Genomic DNA, 13,632 nt, shown 5'->3' on the forward strand with positions numbered 1-13,632 from the left:
CGAGATATGAACCGAGGAGGACTGATGCGGACGGTGACGTCCATGCCGCAGCAGATCACCGTGGACGAACAGGTGTGGATCCCGATGCCGGACGGGGTGCGGCTGGCCGCCAAGATATGGCGGCCGATCGCCTCCGACGACGCCCCGGTGCCCGGCATCCTCGAATACATCCCGTATCGCAAGCGGGACCTGAGCGCGGTGCGGGATTCGATTCACCACCCGTATCTCGCCGGCCACGGCTACGGCTGTGTCCGGGTCGACGTGCGCGGCACCGGCGAGTCGGAGGGAGTGCTCGCCGACGAGTACCTCGAACAGGAGCACCTCGACGCCGAAGCGGTGCTCGCCTGGATGGCAGCGCAACCGTGGTGCAACGGACGGCTCGGCATGATGGGCATCTCCTGGGGCGGTTTCAACGCGCTGCAGGTGGCCGCCCGCAAACCCGCGGGCCTCGAGGCGATCGTGATCTCCTCGTTCACCGACGATCGCTATGCCGACGACATGCACTACATGGGCGGCGCCCTGCTGTCGGACAACATCGCCGAATCCGCGACGATGTTCGCCTACAGCACGCTGCCGCCCGATCCCGCGCTGGTCGGCGACCGATGGCGGGAGATGTGGCTGGAGCGGCTGGAGAACTGCAGCCTCTGGGCCGCGAATTGGCTCGAGCACCAGCGCCGCGACGACTATTGGCGACGCGCGTCGGTCTGCGAGAACTACGCCGACGTCCAGATTCCGGTGCTCGCCTCCAGCGGCTGGGCCGACGGCTATTCGAACGCCGTCACTCGGCTGCTCGAGAATCTGGAAGTTCCGCGCAAGGGCCTGATCGGCCCGTGGTCGCACAAATACCCCCATCTCGGCGAGCCCGGCCCCGCGATCGGCTACCTGCAGGAGGTGGTGCGCTGGTGGGACCACTGGCTCCGCGATATCGACAACGATGTGATGGCCGGCCCGATGCTGCGGACGTGGATGCAGGAGAGTGTCCCGCCGTCCACGTCGTACGAGCAGCGGCCCGGCCGCTGGGTCGGTGAGCCCGCGTGGCCCTCGCCGCACGTAAGGGCCGTGGCGCACCCGCTGGCCCGTCATCGGATCACGCGCCCGGACGAGCCGGTGTCCCCGGCGGCTCTCGCGGTCGAGTCGCCGCTGTCGGTGGGGCAGTTCGCCGTGAAGTGGGCGTCCTACAGCGCGCCCCCGGATCTGCCCTACGACCAGCGCGAAGAGGACGGCGGCTCGCTGGTGTTCGACACCGACGAGCTGACCGAACGCTGCGAGATCCTGGGCGCGCCGACCGTGACGCTGGAGGTGTCGGCCGACAAGCCGGTGGCGATGATCGCGGCCAGACTGTCCGACGTCGCCCCGGACGGCCGCGCGACCCGGGTGACCTACGGCATGCTCAATCTGACCCACCGCGACGGGCACGACGAACCGGAACCGCTGGAACCGGGGCGGCGCTACCGCGTCACCGTGCAGCTCAATGCCGTGGCCCAGGCCTTTCCGGCAGGTCACCGGATCCGGTTGTCGCTGTCGACGTCGTACTGGCCGCTGGCGTGGCCGCCGCCGGAACCCGCCCTCGTCACCGTGTACACCGAGGGCAGCGCCCTGACGCTGCCGATCCGGCCGATCGCCGAATCCGACGATGTCGCTGCGGCCGTTCGAGGAACCCGAAGGCGCCGAGCCGATGCGTACCACCCGGATCAGGCCGGGGGAGCAGAAGTGGACGGTCTCGCGCGATCTGATCGACTACCGATCCGCCCTCGACATCGTCAAGGACGCCGGCCTGATCCGCTTCGACGAGCACGATCTCGACGTCGACCGCCGCGTCCACGAACGCTACAGCTGGAAGGCGGACGAATTCTGTTCCGCCACAGCGGAAACGTCGTGGTCGATGAGTTTCGCGCGCGGCGACTGGCGGGCCCGCACCGAGACCCGGACCCGCGTCACCTGTACTCCGACCGACTTCTACGTCCATGCCGAACTCGACGGATTCGAGGGCGAACAGCGAATGTTCTCGCGGAACTGGAAGAGGGTGATTCCCCGTGACCATGTGTGACCTGGAACCGGTAGGACCGGTGAATCACGCGAAACCGAGCCTGCGCAGCCGCATGCTGATCGCCGGCATGCGAATGACGCACGCGGACAAGACCTTTGCCGACCCGCAAGCGCTGCGGGAGAGTATCCGCAAGAGCCAGCGGCCCGACCGGGACCGCCCGCCGGCCGAATTGCACACCCACTATTGGGTGACGCGCCGGAACATGCGGGGCCGGCCCGTGTACACCATTCGGCCGCTCGAGGGCGGCACCTCCCGCCATGTGCTCTACCTGCACGGCGGCGCCTACGTCCACCAGATCCAGCACGACCACTGGAAATTTCTGGCCCGCCTGGTCGACCGGACCGGGTGCACGGTCACCGTGCCGCTCTACCCGCTGGCCCCCGCGCACCACGGTGACGACACGGTGGCGATGGTGCGCGCCGTACACGACGAGGTCTTCGCGCACACCGCCTCGGAGAACAAGGTGTTCATGGGTGATTCCGCTGGTGCCGCGCTGGCGCTGGTGCTGGCGCGCGAGCTCGGCGCGACGGACGCGGTGACGCCCAAGGAGGTCGTGATGATCTCCCCGTGGCTCGATGTCACCATGACCGACCCCATGGCCCGGGCTCTCGATCCGTGCGATCCCTATCTCGGCGTCGCGGGACTGGCCGAGGCCGGTCGCCTGTACGCGGGCGAGCTCGACCGGCGCGATCCGATGATCAGTCCGCTGAACGCGCCCGCCGCGACCCCCGGGCGGCTCAGTCTGTTCATCGGCACCCGCGACATCCTGCTGGCCGATGCTCGCCGTTTCCGGGCTCGGTGCGTGCGTGAGGGTGTCGACCTCGGGTACTTCGAATATCCGGGGATGTTCCACGCGTGGCATCTCTCGGATGTGCCCGAGGCCCGCCACGCGATGCGCCAGCTGGTGCGGCTCGTACAACGCCCGGCGCCTCGGACGGATACCGGGGAATCGATGTACGCGCCGACGGGGGATGTTTCGAAAAGAGGAAGCTTGTGAGTACTGCCGACATCTTCGTGATCGGTCTCGACGACGGAAATCTGCGCACCCTCGAACTGATTCCGGATGCGCAGCGATACCGATTCCACCCGTTGCTCGGAATCGAGGAAACCCAGGAGGGTGAGATTCCGATCGAGGACCTGCTGCACAAAGCGGAGGACACACTGAAGGGCTTCGACGGGGATGTCGCGGCTGTTGTCGGCTATTGGGATTTCCCGGTGACCGCCCTGGTGCCGATGTTGTGTGAGCGGTTCGGATTGCCCAGTGCCGATCTCGAGGCGGTGGTCAAGTGTGAGCACAAATATTGGAGCGGCGTACAGGCGGCGACCGAGGGATATGTCTATCGCGGCCAGGTCACCGTGAACGGCGCCCTGGATTCGATCGACTACCCGGATACGCCGTGTTTCCTCCGGCATCAATATCCGTCCCAGTTGCCGCCCGAGATCGTGGCGCGGATGACCGATATCTCCGAGCTCGTGATCACGCAGATGGGCCTGGACAATTCGACGTTCAGCATCGAATTCTTCTGTGAGCCGGAAACCGGACGGGTGTCGGTGCTCGAGATCAACGCCCGCCATTCGCAGTCACACGCAGACATGTTCTACGCCGTGGACGGTGTGCCCAATCACCACTGCATGGTGCGTCTGGGCCTCGGCCTCGATCCGCGATTGCCGAAGGGACAGGGCCGCTACGACATCGCCGCCAAATGCTACTGCCGCCGTTTCTCCGACGGGATCGTGACCAGAGTTCCCACGTCCGCGGAGATCGAGCGGATCCAGGACGACATTCCCGGCGTCACCATCGAAGTGGTTCCCGCCGAAGGAATCCGGCTGTCGAAGATGCCCGCGCAGGACAGCTACAGCTACGAACTGGCGGACATCTTCATCGGCGCCGACAGCGAAGCGGATCTGGTCGCCAAATACGAACGCTGCGTCGACGCCTTGCGTTTCGAATTCGACGACGTGGACGACGAGGCGAACCAGGCGCAGCGCTCACCGTCGGCGCGCGGTGCCGACGACGAGGGGCACGATGGTCGGCATCATCGTCGGCATCCGGGTGTGCGCGATGTCCTCGATAGCGAAATCCGCTGCCGCGAGCAGGCTTTCGAAGTCGCGATTGGCGTGGCAGCCGTCCGCGAGGCGTCGTTGCAGCGGTGTCAGCACATCCTGGACGCCGGCGCGCAGGCCGGTGCCGCGGACGTGTTCGTGGAACAGGAACCGGCCGCCGGGCCGCAGCACGCGATGCACCTCGCGCAGCGCCCGGGCCGGGTCGCGCACCGAGCAGAACACCAGCGACGCGGTGACGGTATCGAAACTGGCCGCCGGGAAATCCAGCCGGTGCGCGTCGCCGTCCACGACGGTGACGGGCCCGGTGAGGCTGTCGGCGCGTGCCGTCAATCGGGCGCGCAGTGCCGGATTCGGTTCGAGCAGGACGAGTTCGTCCAGGCTGTCCGGGTAATGCGAGACGGACAGTCCGTCGCCGGCCCCGATTTCGAGGGTGCGACCGGAGGCGTGGGAGAGCTGGGCCCGGCGCAGATCGGCCTGTCCGGCACGTTCGACGCGGGACATGAAGCCCGGATACCAGCTGGCGAAGAAGCGTTGGCCGAGAGTTGCGGTGGTCATGTGAACGAGTGTGGCGGGCGGCGGCCCTTCGCGTCATGGCCCGTTCGGGCCATAATCGATGCCGGATGATGCGCCGGCCGCGACGGCCGCCGCGCGAGAGGTGGCAGCATGGTGCGCGCCGAGGAGCAGGTGATCCACCGGGTGCGGACCGCCGGCGGCGAGGTCGCCTGTTCGGTGGTCGGCAGCGGTCCCGCACTGCTGATCGGCGGCTGGTGGTGCAGCCACCTGGTCCTCAACTGGAAGGATCCGCTGTTCCGGGCCTTCATGTCCCGGCTCGCGACGCGGTTCACCGTCATCCGATACGACCAGCCCGGGCGCGGCATGTCCGCGACCGCGGCGCCGGTCGATCCGGACGGCGAGATCGCGGTGACCGCGGACATCGTCGACGCGCTGGGGTTCGAGCGCGTCGCGGTGCTGGGCGCGTCGTCGGGCTCGGCGGTTGCCGCCGGACTCGCGGCCCGGCTGCCCCGCCGGGTCCATCGGCTCGTCCTCTACGGATCGTTCGCCCGCGGCGCGGACATCGCACCGGAGGGAGCGCGCCGCGCGCTGGTGGATGCGATTTCCGCGCACTGGGGCCTGGGCTCCCGATTGCTGGCCGATGTGTTCGTCCCCGGCGCCGACAGCGCCGAACGCGAACGGTTCGCCCGCTTCCAGCGGCTGTCCGCGACGGCCGAGCAGGCCGCGCAATCACTGTCCGCCACCTACGAACTCGACGCCACCGAGTACCTGGCGGCCGTGACCGTCCCGACCACCGTGCTGCACCGCAAGGACGATCGCGCGGTGCCGTTCGCCCTCGGTGTCGACGTCGCCCGCCGCGTGCGGCGCGCGACCTTCGTCGAACTGTACGGCGAGGACCATTTCCCGTGGCGCGGCGACGCGACCGCCGTCGCCGACGCGATCCTGCGCGGGCTGGGATATCCGGTGCGAGCCCAGCCGTTGCCGCCGGGCCCCGAAGCGGTGACCGATCGCGAGCGCGAGATTCTGCGCCTGGTGGCCGAGGGGCTGACCGACGCGCAGATCGGCGAGCGGCTGACCTTGAGTCCCCATACCGTGCACCGGCACGTCGCGAACGCGCGCACCAAGCTCGGTGTCCGCTCCCGCGCCGCCGCCTCGGCGGCCATCCGAGCCGATCGCCCCGACCGCACCTCCTGATCCCGCCGCGCGCCCGGATTCATCGCGGCGACACCGGGTAGCCCGACAGTGCCGGCCGATCGGACGGCACCGAACGACAGTCGGGAAGGAGACTCGAGACGGTCGGCTATCCATTGTTCACGGCCATCACGCCGTGGGTGATCAACGATTTCTCCGCCGCGCCGGAAGTGGTCATCCAGAACCTGATCCTCGGTCCCGCCTCGTCTCCGGAATGGAGTTGATATGCGCTTCGATCCCATGCGTGCGGCGGCGCGCGTGCTGATGGGCTCCACCTACGCGGTACTCGGCGCGGACGCGTTGCGCGAGCCCGGCCCTCGGCCGGAGGCGGCGGCGCCGACCCTCGCCGCGGTGCGCTCGGTCGTGCCGCTGCCCGAGGACGACAAGCTGCTGGTGCAGGTCAACGCGGGCGTCCAGGTGGCCGGCGGCGTGTTGCTGGCACTGGGCAGACTGCCCCGCCTGTCGGCCCTGGCTCTGGTCGCCTCGATGGTGCCGACAACTATTGCGGGACATGCGTTCTGGGCGATCGACGACCCCGTCGCGCGGAAGCCGCAGCAGGTGCAGTTCCACAAGAACATGGCGATGATCGGCGGGCTGCTGTTCGTCGCCTCGGAGAAGCGGGGCGGTTGACCGCCGCCACCGCGGCTACGGCTGCATCTGCGCGACCGACTCCTCCGGTGTGCTCCACACCCCGTCACGCAGCGTGTCCAGAATGCGGGTCAGCAGTCGCGACACGTGCATCTGGGACACCCCGAAGTGCTCGGCGATCTCCGATTGCGTTTTCGATTCGAAGAATCGCAGAACGAGGATGTCGCGGTCGCGTTGCGGCAGGCCGGCGATGAGCGGCCGGACCGCGGCGGCCTGCTCGAGCAGTTCGTAGCAGGGTTCGTCGACGCCCAGCGCGGCGGCCGCCGTGGACGGTGTGTCGTCGCGCTCGGTCCGGGCGGCGTCGAGGGAATCGCACTGGTAGACGTTGGCGGCGACGAGTGCCTGGGTGATGTCGATGATGTCGACGTCGAGCTCGGCGGCCAGTTCCCGGGCGTTGGGCGCACGGCCCAGGCGCTGGGTGAGCGGATCGCCGGCTTTCACGATCCGGTGGCGCAGTTCCTTGTAGCGGCGGGGTACGCGGGCCGCCCAGGTGTGGTCGCGGAAATGTTTGCGCACCTCACCCATGATGGTGGGGACGGCGAACCCGAGGAACGGCGCGCCACGGCCCGGATCGAAGCGGTCGACGGCGAGAACCAGTCCCATGCGGGCGGTCTGCAGCAGGTCGTCGTAGGCCTCGCCGCGGTTGAGGTAGCGGCGTGCGATGTGTTCGGCCAGCGGCAGGCACAATTCGATGATGTGCTCGCGCAGTGCCCGCCGGTGCGGGTCGGTGGCGTCGAGGTCGGCGAGTTTGTCGAACCACGGTTCGATGTTGTCGTAGCTGTCGCTACGCGACCGGGCGCCTCCGGTCCGGTGGGTTCGTGCGGGGTGTGTCATTCGGGCCACTCCGTTTCCGTCGTATGCGACGACATGGAGCGAGCACCTCGATCACGCAAGCTCATCGGTGCGCCTGCGTACGGATGTTCGCATTCGTCTACCGTTCGCCTCGGCCTGCGCCGGAGTTTCGAAACTGGTTGGCGCGCAACCCATCTACCTGGTGCACAATCGCACGCTGGAAGGCGGGCGGATGCGCGCCGTTCGCGTACCGGACCGATCCTACGGACCGTCCGGTTCCGTCGGTCGAGAACCGGACAGGATCCGGTATCGGTTGGGCCACGGAACGGATGCCGCCGCGCATCGTGGCGTCACCGCCCGCCCTCGGCGCGACATCGGCGCAGGTGAGGGGGACGCCGAGGCTGGGGAGTAGGCTGCGATCATGGTCGCCAGCGGGGATGATGACGGCGTCGAACGGGTGGTGGGCGCCGGTGACCCGCAGGGCGTCGGCCGGTTCCGATTCTGGTTCGCCGAGGGGCGATGGGAGTGGTCGGACGAGGTCGCCAGGATGCACGGTTACGCACCGGGTCAGATCGAACCGACCACCGAGCTGCTGCTCGAGCACAAACATCCCGACGACCGCGATCGGGTCGAGGCCACCATCGTCACCTCGGTCGAAGACCACGCACCGTTCTCGAGCCGGCACCGCATCGTCGACACCGGCGGCACGGTCCGCGATGTGCTGGTGGTATCGGAGCCGATGCTCGACGCGGCGGGCGAGGTGATCGGTACGCAGGGCTACTACGTCGATCTCACCGACTCGGTGGACCGGCAGCGCCGGGAACTTTTCGAGGAGGAGCTGCCCGCCGTGATCGAACGCCGGGCGGCGATCGAACAGGCCAAGGGGATCCTGATGTTCGTCTACCGGATCTCGGCGGAACAGGCGTTCCGGGTGCTGGCGTGGCGCTCCCAGGAAACCAACGTCAAGCTGCAGGAATTGGCCGCGCAGCTCGTCGGCGCTCTGGACACCATGCCCCCGGTGCCCGCGTCCACGCGGACGCGTCTCGATCATCTCCTGCTGACGCTGCGCCATCCGGGCACGGACGAGGAGTAGCGCGTGGCCGCGTCGGTCTAGGCGGCCGGTTTCGGGTGCGTCGTCGGGGTGTGGACGATGTCGTAGTAGGTGGACCGGTCGGCGGCGTCGGGGTGGACGCGATAGGTGAAGGTCGTGCCGTCGAGTGTGACGATATCCACGACGCGGCGGAATTGCTCCTGTCCCGCAGCGTTTTTCGCGACGATGGTGCGGGTGCGGCCGTCGGGGGAGACCGACCAGTCGCCGTGCATCTTCGGGGTGTCGTCGAGGTTGTACATGGTGAAGGTGCCGTCGGGATCGAAGTAGGCGAAACCGACGTAGTTCGCGACAGTGGCGTCGGTCCGTGCGACCGGGCGCCCCTGGGCATCCCGTGCCGCAGTGGTCTCCCATGGGGTCGAGGCCAGCACCGCCGCGGGCGATCCGGCGGTCGCCGATGCCGAGGCCGAAGAGGTCACCGGGGCGGGCGGATTCGCGCCGGTGTCGTCCTGACCGCTGCAGGCGGCGAGCAATCCGGCGGCCGCGAATGTCGCTAGTGCGGGAGCGAGTTTGTACAAGGCGCATTCCTCTCGGTGGTGTGCGGCCGCTTCGAGGTCGGCCGGCCCCACGGTTCAGGGGACGACGTGGTGGCCACTGCAATCAGCCTGCACCAACAGGAGTTATAGCGTCCAATACTTGTATTCGATGTGTGGCATTGGTCCTGTCTATAGCAGGACGGCTTCCAGTGCCAGAAACAGCGGCCGGGTGAAATGTCCGTCCCACCAAGGGTTATCGTGGCGCTGCCGGTCGGTGGGCCGGGGTTCGCGCACGGCGGTGATCGCGAATCCGGCGGTGGTGAGCATCCCGATCGTCGCTTCCAATGAATACAACGCTTGTACGGAGGCGGCGGGGGAGCGCGTCCCCGCGACTTCGAAGCGCTGCCGCACCGTGCGCCCCGCGAAATAGTCGTCGACCGTGAAACCCGTTCCGGCGCTGCTGCGTTCGCCGCGCGCGACGTAGAAGCAGGGATGCATCGTCACCATCACCAATCGCCCGCCGGTGCGCACGACGCGGGCGAATTCGACGAATCGCCGCCCGGGATCGGACAGCCCGTGCGGCAGGCGGTTGGCCACCACCAGGTCGACGCTGTCGTCGGGCAACGGCAGCGCTGCCACGTCGGCTTGCCGGAACCGTGCGCGGGCCGGATCATGTGCAGGGTGGCTCGCGGCGGCCGCGACGAATTCGGCGCAGGTGTCGACGCCGTCGACGAAACCCGCGCCGCGCGTAAGCAATTCGCGGGTCAGATAGCCCTCACCGCATCCGGCGTCCAGGATGTGCAGGCCCGTGCAGTCACCGATGAGTGCGAGCAGTGCCGGGTCGGTGAGGCCGCTGCGATACGGGTCGAGGTCGTCGCGCACGATGCGAATCCAGAACTCGGCGTTGGCCGCGTACGCGTCCGAGATGGGTTCGTCTCCCAGCACATTCGCTCCCAGCTGCGATCGGGACGGCCGCCGCGGCGGGCGGCGGAATTCGGTACCGAAGTGTAGACCGTGACGGCGGGACATCGCGCGCGGAACACCATCGCGAAACAATGTTCATTTTGATAGCATTTCCGAATCCGGTATCCACCGGAAATGCGGATTCGGGCGGCGAGACGCGGTCCGGAAATTCATGGCCGGGTCGGTTTGCGCATCGGCCGGAAGGAGTCGGTCGTGGCTCGAATAACGCCTGCGGAAAAGTCGGAGTGGTCGCCGGATCTGGTCGGCTTCATCGGGGAATTTCGCTCCTCCGTGCTCGGTGACACCCCGGCCGACACACACCCCGCCGGTGCCAATCTGCTCGGCACACTCGCACGATATCCCGCGCTGGCCAAGGCATTCCTGAGCTTCAACGGCCATCTGCTGTACGGATCCACACTCGGCGACCGGCAGCGCGAACTGCTCATACTGCGCGTCGCCGCGGTCCGGCAGTGTGATTACGAATGGGCCCAGCACGCCATTCTCGCCGAAATAGCCGGAATGTCGAAGGCGGAAATAGAACGAGTCGCGGCGCCGGTGCCGGATGACGAATGGGAAGCTGCGGACAGAGCGTTGCTGATCGCGACCGACGAATTGCTGTCCGACGGTGCGGTCGGCGCCCGGACCTGGAAGATTCTCGCCGCCGAATTCGAGCAGAATCAACTCATGGATATCGTTTTCACCGTCGGCGCCTACGATATGTTGGCCATGGCCCTGCGATCCTTCGGGGTGGAGCCCGACGACGACCTGAAGCCTTATCTGCCGCGGCATCGGTAATCGCGAACCCGCCTCAGGTGTTGCGGCCGCCGTTCACGCCGATCACCTGCCCGGTGATGTAGCCGGCCTCCTCGCTCACCAGGAACGCGCAGGCGGCGGCGATATCCTCCGGCAACCCGATCCGCCCGACGGGAGTAGCGTCGATCTGCTTGTCCACATCGATGAAACCCCGGTCGGCGGTCGCTCGCATCATGGGCGTATCGATGAAGCCCGGCGGAATCGTGTTGACCGTGACGCCTTTTCGCGCGAACTCCAGCGCGAGCACCTTCGTCAACCCGAGCACCCCGGACTTCGAGGACACGTATGCGGCCATCCCCGCCGCGCCACTGTGAACACTCGACGAGGAGATGTTCACGATCCGCCCCCAGCCCTGCTCGACCATATCGGGCAGCACGGCCTGGCAGCAGTCGAACGTGCCGGTGAGATTGACCGCCAATACCTGCGCCCACTGCTGCGCGGTGATGTCGAGAAACGGCCCGGACGTGGTGATGCCGGCACTGTTGACCAGAATCGCCGGCCGGCCCAACTCGTCGCGCACTCGCCGCACACCGGCATCGATGGCGCCGCGGTCGGACACGTCCACCGCCACCCCGATCGCCTTACCGCCGGATTCGCCGATCTCCCGCGCCGCGCGATCGGCCGCCGCGCCGTCCAGGTCGAACACCGCCACCGGCGAGCCGTCGGCGGCCAGGCGTCGCGCGATCGCGCCACCGATCCCGGACGCGCCACCCGTCACGATCGCTGTGCGGCCGCTCATTTGATCGACTCCTGCCCGACCAGGGTGGACCGGTGCATACGCCGCGGCTGCGACCGATCGAACGGACAGGCCCGATGCACCAGACCGGTGTTGTCCCAGATCACCATGTCGCCCACCGTCCACCGATGGGACAGCACCCGGTCCGGGGCGGTCGCCCGCGCCAGCAGATCGTCCAGCAGCGCCCGGCCCTCGTCCGGGTCCATGCCCACCACGTGATCGGCCGACGCACCGAAAACCAATGAGCGACGGCCGGATTCGTGCGTCCACACGAGCGGATGTTCCCGTCCGCCGCGGCGCGCCCACTCGTCGAGCTGTTCCGGCGTCGGATCGGCATATGTCAGCCGTTGAATGGCCTCGAAGCTGTGCCACACCCGCAGGCCCTCGAACCGCCGCTTCTCCTCCTCGGACAGTTCGTCGTAGGCGACGTAGGTGCTGGCGAACGCGGTTTCACCGCCCGTCTCGGTCACCACGTGGGCGCTCATGATGGACGCCTTGGCCGGCACCTCGTCCATGAAACCGTCCAGATGCCAGTAGTCGTTGCTGGCGAAATACTCCACGTTGGGGTTGTCCGGGTCGAAACTGATCTCCATCACGTCCGGATTCGGGTACAGCGGAAACTGCACCAGCTCACCGAGTTTGCGGCAGAACGCGGCCTGCGTCTCGTCGTCGGCGTGCAACCGCGGGAACAGCAGCACACCGTGTTCCTCGAGCGCGGCCAGGCATTCCCCCGGCAGGTCGTCGTCGCTGCGGAGACGGTCGAGGTCGACATCGTCGACCCGCACACCGACCGTTTCGCTGAGTTTCGTGGTTTTCACGCCCCCTCCTCCGGTGCGTAGCCGAGAATCGCCTTCGTCTCGAGGTACTCCTCGAATCCGTATGCGCCCCATTCGCGTCCGTTGCCGCTCTTGCGGTAGCCGCCGAACGGGCAGGTGAAGTCGAAGCCGTCGTTGATCGCCACCGAACCCGCGCGAATGCGGCGGGCGACCGCGCGGGCCTGCTCGAGGTCGGCGCCCGCGACGAAGCCGGCCAGCCCGTAGTCGGTGTCGTTGGCGATCTCGATCGCGTGATCGAGCGAGTCGTAGCCGAGGATGGTGAGGACCGGCCCGAAGATCTCCTCGCGGGCGATCGTCATATCGTTGCCGACATCGGCGAAAACCGTCGGCTTCACATAGAACCCGGTATCCAGCCCCTCCGGGCGACCGGTGCCGCCGGTGACCAGGGTGGCGCCCTCGTCGATGCCTTTGCGGATCAGCGCCTGGATCTTGTCGAACTGGGCGCCCGACACCACCGGGCCCATCGCGACCTCACCGGTCGGATCGCCGACGGTCACGGTGGCGGCGGCCGCGCGGGCGGCGTCCTTCGCCTCGTTCATGCGGGCCGCCGGCACCAGCATGCGTGATCCCGCGCTGCAGGTCTGGCCGGAATTGTTCATCATCGTCAGCACACCCTTGGCGACGTTGGCGGCGAAATCGGCGTCGTCGAGCACGATGTTCGGGCTCTTGCCGCCGAGCTCCTGGGTGACCCGCTTGACCGTGGGAGCGGCATTGCGAGCGATATCGATACCGGCCCGGGTGGAACCGGTGAACGAGATCATGTCGATATCGGGGTGGCCCGACAGTGGCACCCCCACGCCCGGCCCGTCGCCCTGAACCAGGTTGAACACCCCGGCCGGTACGCCGGCCGTGTCGAGGATCTCGGCGAAGATCTGCCCGTTGAACGGCGACTGCTCCGACGGCTTCAAGACGACGGTGCACCCGGTGGCCAGAGCCGGAAATACCTTGACCGCAATCTGATTCAGCGGCCAGTTCCACGGTGTGATCAGTCCGCACACACCGATCGGTTCCTTGACCACCAGCGAGGCGCCGTGGCGCTGCTCGAAGCGGTAGTCGGCGAGTGCGGCGATCGCGGTGTCGAGATGACCGGCGCCCAGATCGACCTGGAAGCCGCCCGCGAGCGCGGCCGGTGCGCCCATCTCCTCGGTGAGCGCCGCCGCCAGATCGTCACGGCGGCGCTGATATTCGGCCGCGACGGCCCGCAACACCGCCAGCCGATCGGCGACCGTGGTCACCGACCAGGTCTCGAACGCGGTCCGCGCCGCGGCCACGGCCCGGTCCACATCCTCGGCCGATCCGGCGGCGACCCTGCCGCAGACCTGCTCGGTCGCCGGGTTGATCACCTCGATGGTCTGCCCGGACGCGGGTTCGACCCACTGCCCGCCGATGTAGAACGTCAGATAGTCACGCATGAGCCGCCTGTCCTTCTCTCCGGATGCGCTGTG

Annotated in this window: 13 protein-coding genes; 6 read left to right on the top strand and 7 right to left on the bottom strand. The window is 67.8% G+C overall.

Annotated elements, in window-relative coordinates:
- The first annotated feature begins 24 nt into the window (after positions 1–24).
- Together AC5592_RS01300 and AC5592_RS01305 are read left to right on the top strand one after the other, a co-directional pair.
- A complete protein-coding gene (locus AC5592_RS01300; protein ID WP_232329143.1) occupies positions 25–2,037 on the top strand; it encodes a CocE/NonD family hydrolase in 2,013 nt (670 codons plus the stop codon).
- 2 nt (positions 2,038–2,039) lie between these two features.
- The gene (locus AC5592_RS01305) at positions 2,040–3,044 is read left to right on the top strand and encodes an alpha/beta hydrolase fold domain-containing protein (RefSeq protein WP_063920229.1); all 1,005 of its coding nucleotides are present in this window, start codon (positions 2,040–2,042) and stop codon (positions 3,042–3,044) included.
- Between the two features lie 992 nt (positions 3,045–4,036).
- On the opposite strand, the gene AC5592_RS01310 is transcribed toward AC5592_RS01305, so the two are convergent.
- Positions 4,037–4,666: a class I SAM-dependent methyltransferase gene (locus AC5592_RS01310; protein WP_084506264.1), complete on the bottom strand. Its 630-nt coding sequence runs from the start codon at positions 4,664–4,666 to the stop codon at positions 4,037–4,039.
- 108 nt (positions 4,667–4,774) lie between these two features.
- Between AC5592_RS01310 and AC5592_RS01315 the strand changes: the two genes are divergently transcribed.
- Together AC5592_RS01315 and AC5592_RS01320 are read left to right on the top strand one after the other, a co-directional pair.
- Positions 4,775–5,818, top strand: coding sequence for an alpha/beta fold hydrolase (locus AC5592_RS01315; RefSeq protein ID WP_036501516.1), 1,044 nt, complete (start codon positions 4,775–4,777; stop codon positions 5,816–5,818).
- 222 nt (positions 5,819–6,040) lie between these two features.
- Positions 6,041–6,445 carry a DoxX family protein gene (locus AC5592_RS01320; protein ID WP_036501514.1) on the top strand — a complete coding sequence of 135 codons (405 nt, stop codon included), beginning with the start codon at positions 6,041–6,043 and terminating at the stop codon, positions 6,443–6,445.
- Positions 6,446–6,460: 15 nt separating this feature from the next.
- Here the strand turns inward: AC5592_RS01320 and AC5592_RS01325 are convergent, their stop codons facing one another.
- Positions 6,461–7,297 carry an RNA polymerase sigma factor SigF gene (locus tag AC5592_RS01325; protein ID WP_051024619.1) on the bottom strand — a complete coding sequence of 279 codons (837 nt, stop codon included), beginning with the start codon at positions 7,295–7,297 and terminating at the stop codon, positions 6,461–6,463.
- A 379-nt stretch (positions 7,298–7,676) separates the two neighbouring features.
- On the opposite strand from AC5592_RS01325, the gene AC5592_RS01330 reads away from it, so the two are divergent.
- Entirely contained in the window at positions 7,677–8,348 is a 672-nt protein-coding gene (locus AC5592_RS01330; protein ID WP_036501512.1) for a PAS and ANTAR domain-containing protein, read from the top strand.
- Between the two features lie 17 nt (positions 8,349–8,365).
- Here AC5592_RS01330 and AC5592_RS01335 read toward each other — a convergent pair whose 3' ends face one another.
- Together AC5592_RS01335 and AC5592_RS01340 are read right to left on the bottom strand one after the other, a co-directional pair.
- Complete coding sequence (locus tag AC5592_RS01335; protein WP_063063190.1) at positions 8,366–8,881, bottom strand: DUF4822 domain-containing protein; 516 nt, start codon at positions 8,879–8,881, stop codon at positions 8,366–8,368.
- Between the two features lie 147 nt (positions 8,882–9,028).
- Positions 9,029–9,784, bottom strand: a complete 756-nt coding sequence (locus AC5592_RS01340; RefSeq protein ID WP_198163727.1) for a class I SAM-dependent methyltransferase — start codon at positions 9,782–9,784, stop codon at positions 9,029–9,031.
- Between the two features lie 231 nt (positions 9,785–10,015).
- On the opposite strand from AC5592_RS01340, the gene AC5592_RS01345 reads away from it, so the two are divergent.
- Positions 10,016–10,597, top strand: a complete 582-nt coding sequence (locus AC5592_RS01345; RefSeq protein WP_063063192.1) for a carboxymuconolactone decarboxylase family protein — start codon at positions 10,016–10,018, stop codon at positions 10,595–10,597.
- A 13-nt stretch (positions 10,598–10,610) separates the two neighbouring features.
- Here the strand turns inward: AC5592_RS01345 and AC5592_RS01350 are convergent, their stop codons facing one another.
- From AC5592_RS01350 to AC5592_RS01360, 3 genes are read right to left on the bottom strand one after another with little or no spacing between them, the layout of a single operon-like run.
- Entirely contained in the window at positions 10,611–11,354 is a 744-nt protein-coding gene (locus AC5592_RS01350) for an SDR family NAD(P)-dependent oxidoreductase (protein ID WP_036501508.1), read from the bottom strand.
- Positions 11,351–12,169 carry a TauD/TfdA dioxygenase family protein gene (locus AC5592_RS01355; RefSeq protein ID WP_036501506.1) on the bottom strand — a complete coding sequence of 273 codons (819 nt, stop codon included), beginning with the start codon at positions 12,167–12,169 and terminating at the stop codon, positions 11,351–11,353. Before AC5592_RS01355 ends, AC5592_RS01350 begins: the two co-directional genes overlap by 4 nt.
- Positions 12,166–13,599: an aldehyde dehydrogenase family protein gene (locus AC5592_RS01360; protein WP_063063099.1), complete on the bottom strand. Its 1,434-nt coding sequence runs from the start codon at positions 13,597–13,599 to the stop codon at positions 12,166–12,168. Before AC5592_RS01360 ends, AC5592_RS01355 begins: the two co-directional genes overlap by 4 nt.
- Between the last annotated feature and the right edge of the window lie 33 nt (positions 13,600–13,632).

Origin of the sequence: Nocardia violaceofusca NBRC 14427 (genome assembly GCF_963869435.1) — a bacterium.
Taxonomy (GTDB): domain Bacteria; phylum Actinomycetota; class Actinomycetes; order Mycobacteriales; family Mycobacteriaceae; genus Nocardia; species Nocardia aobensis.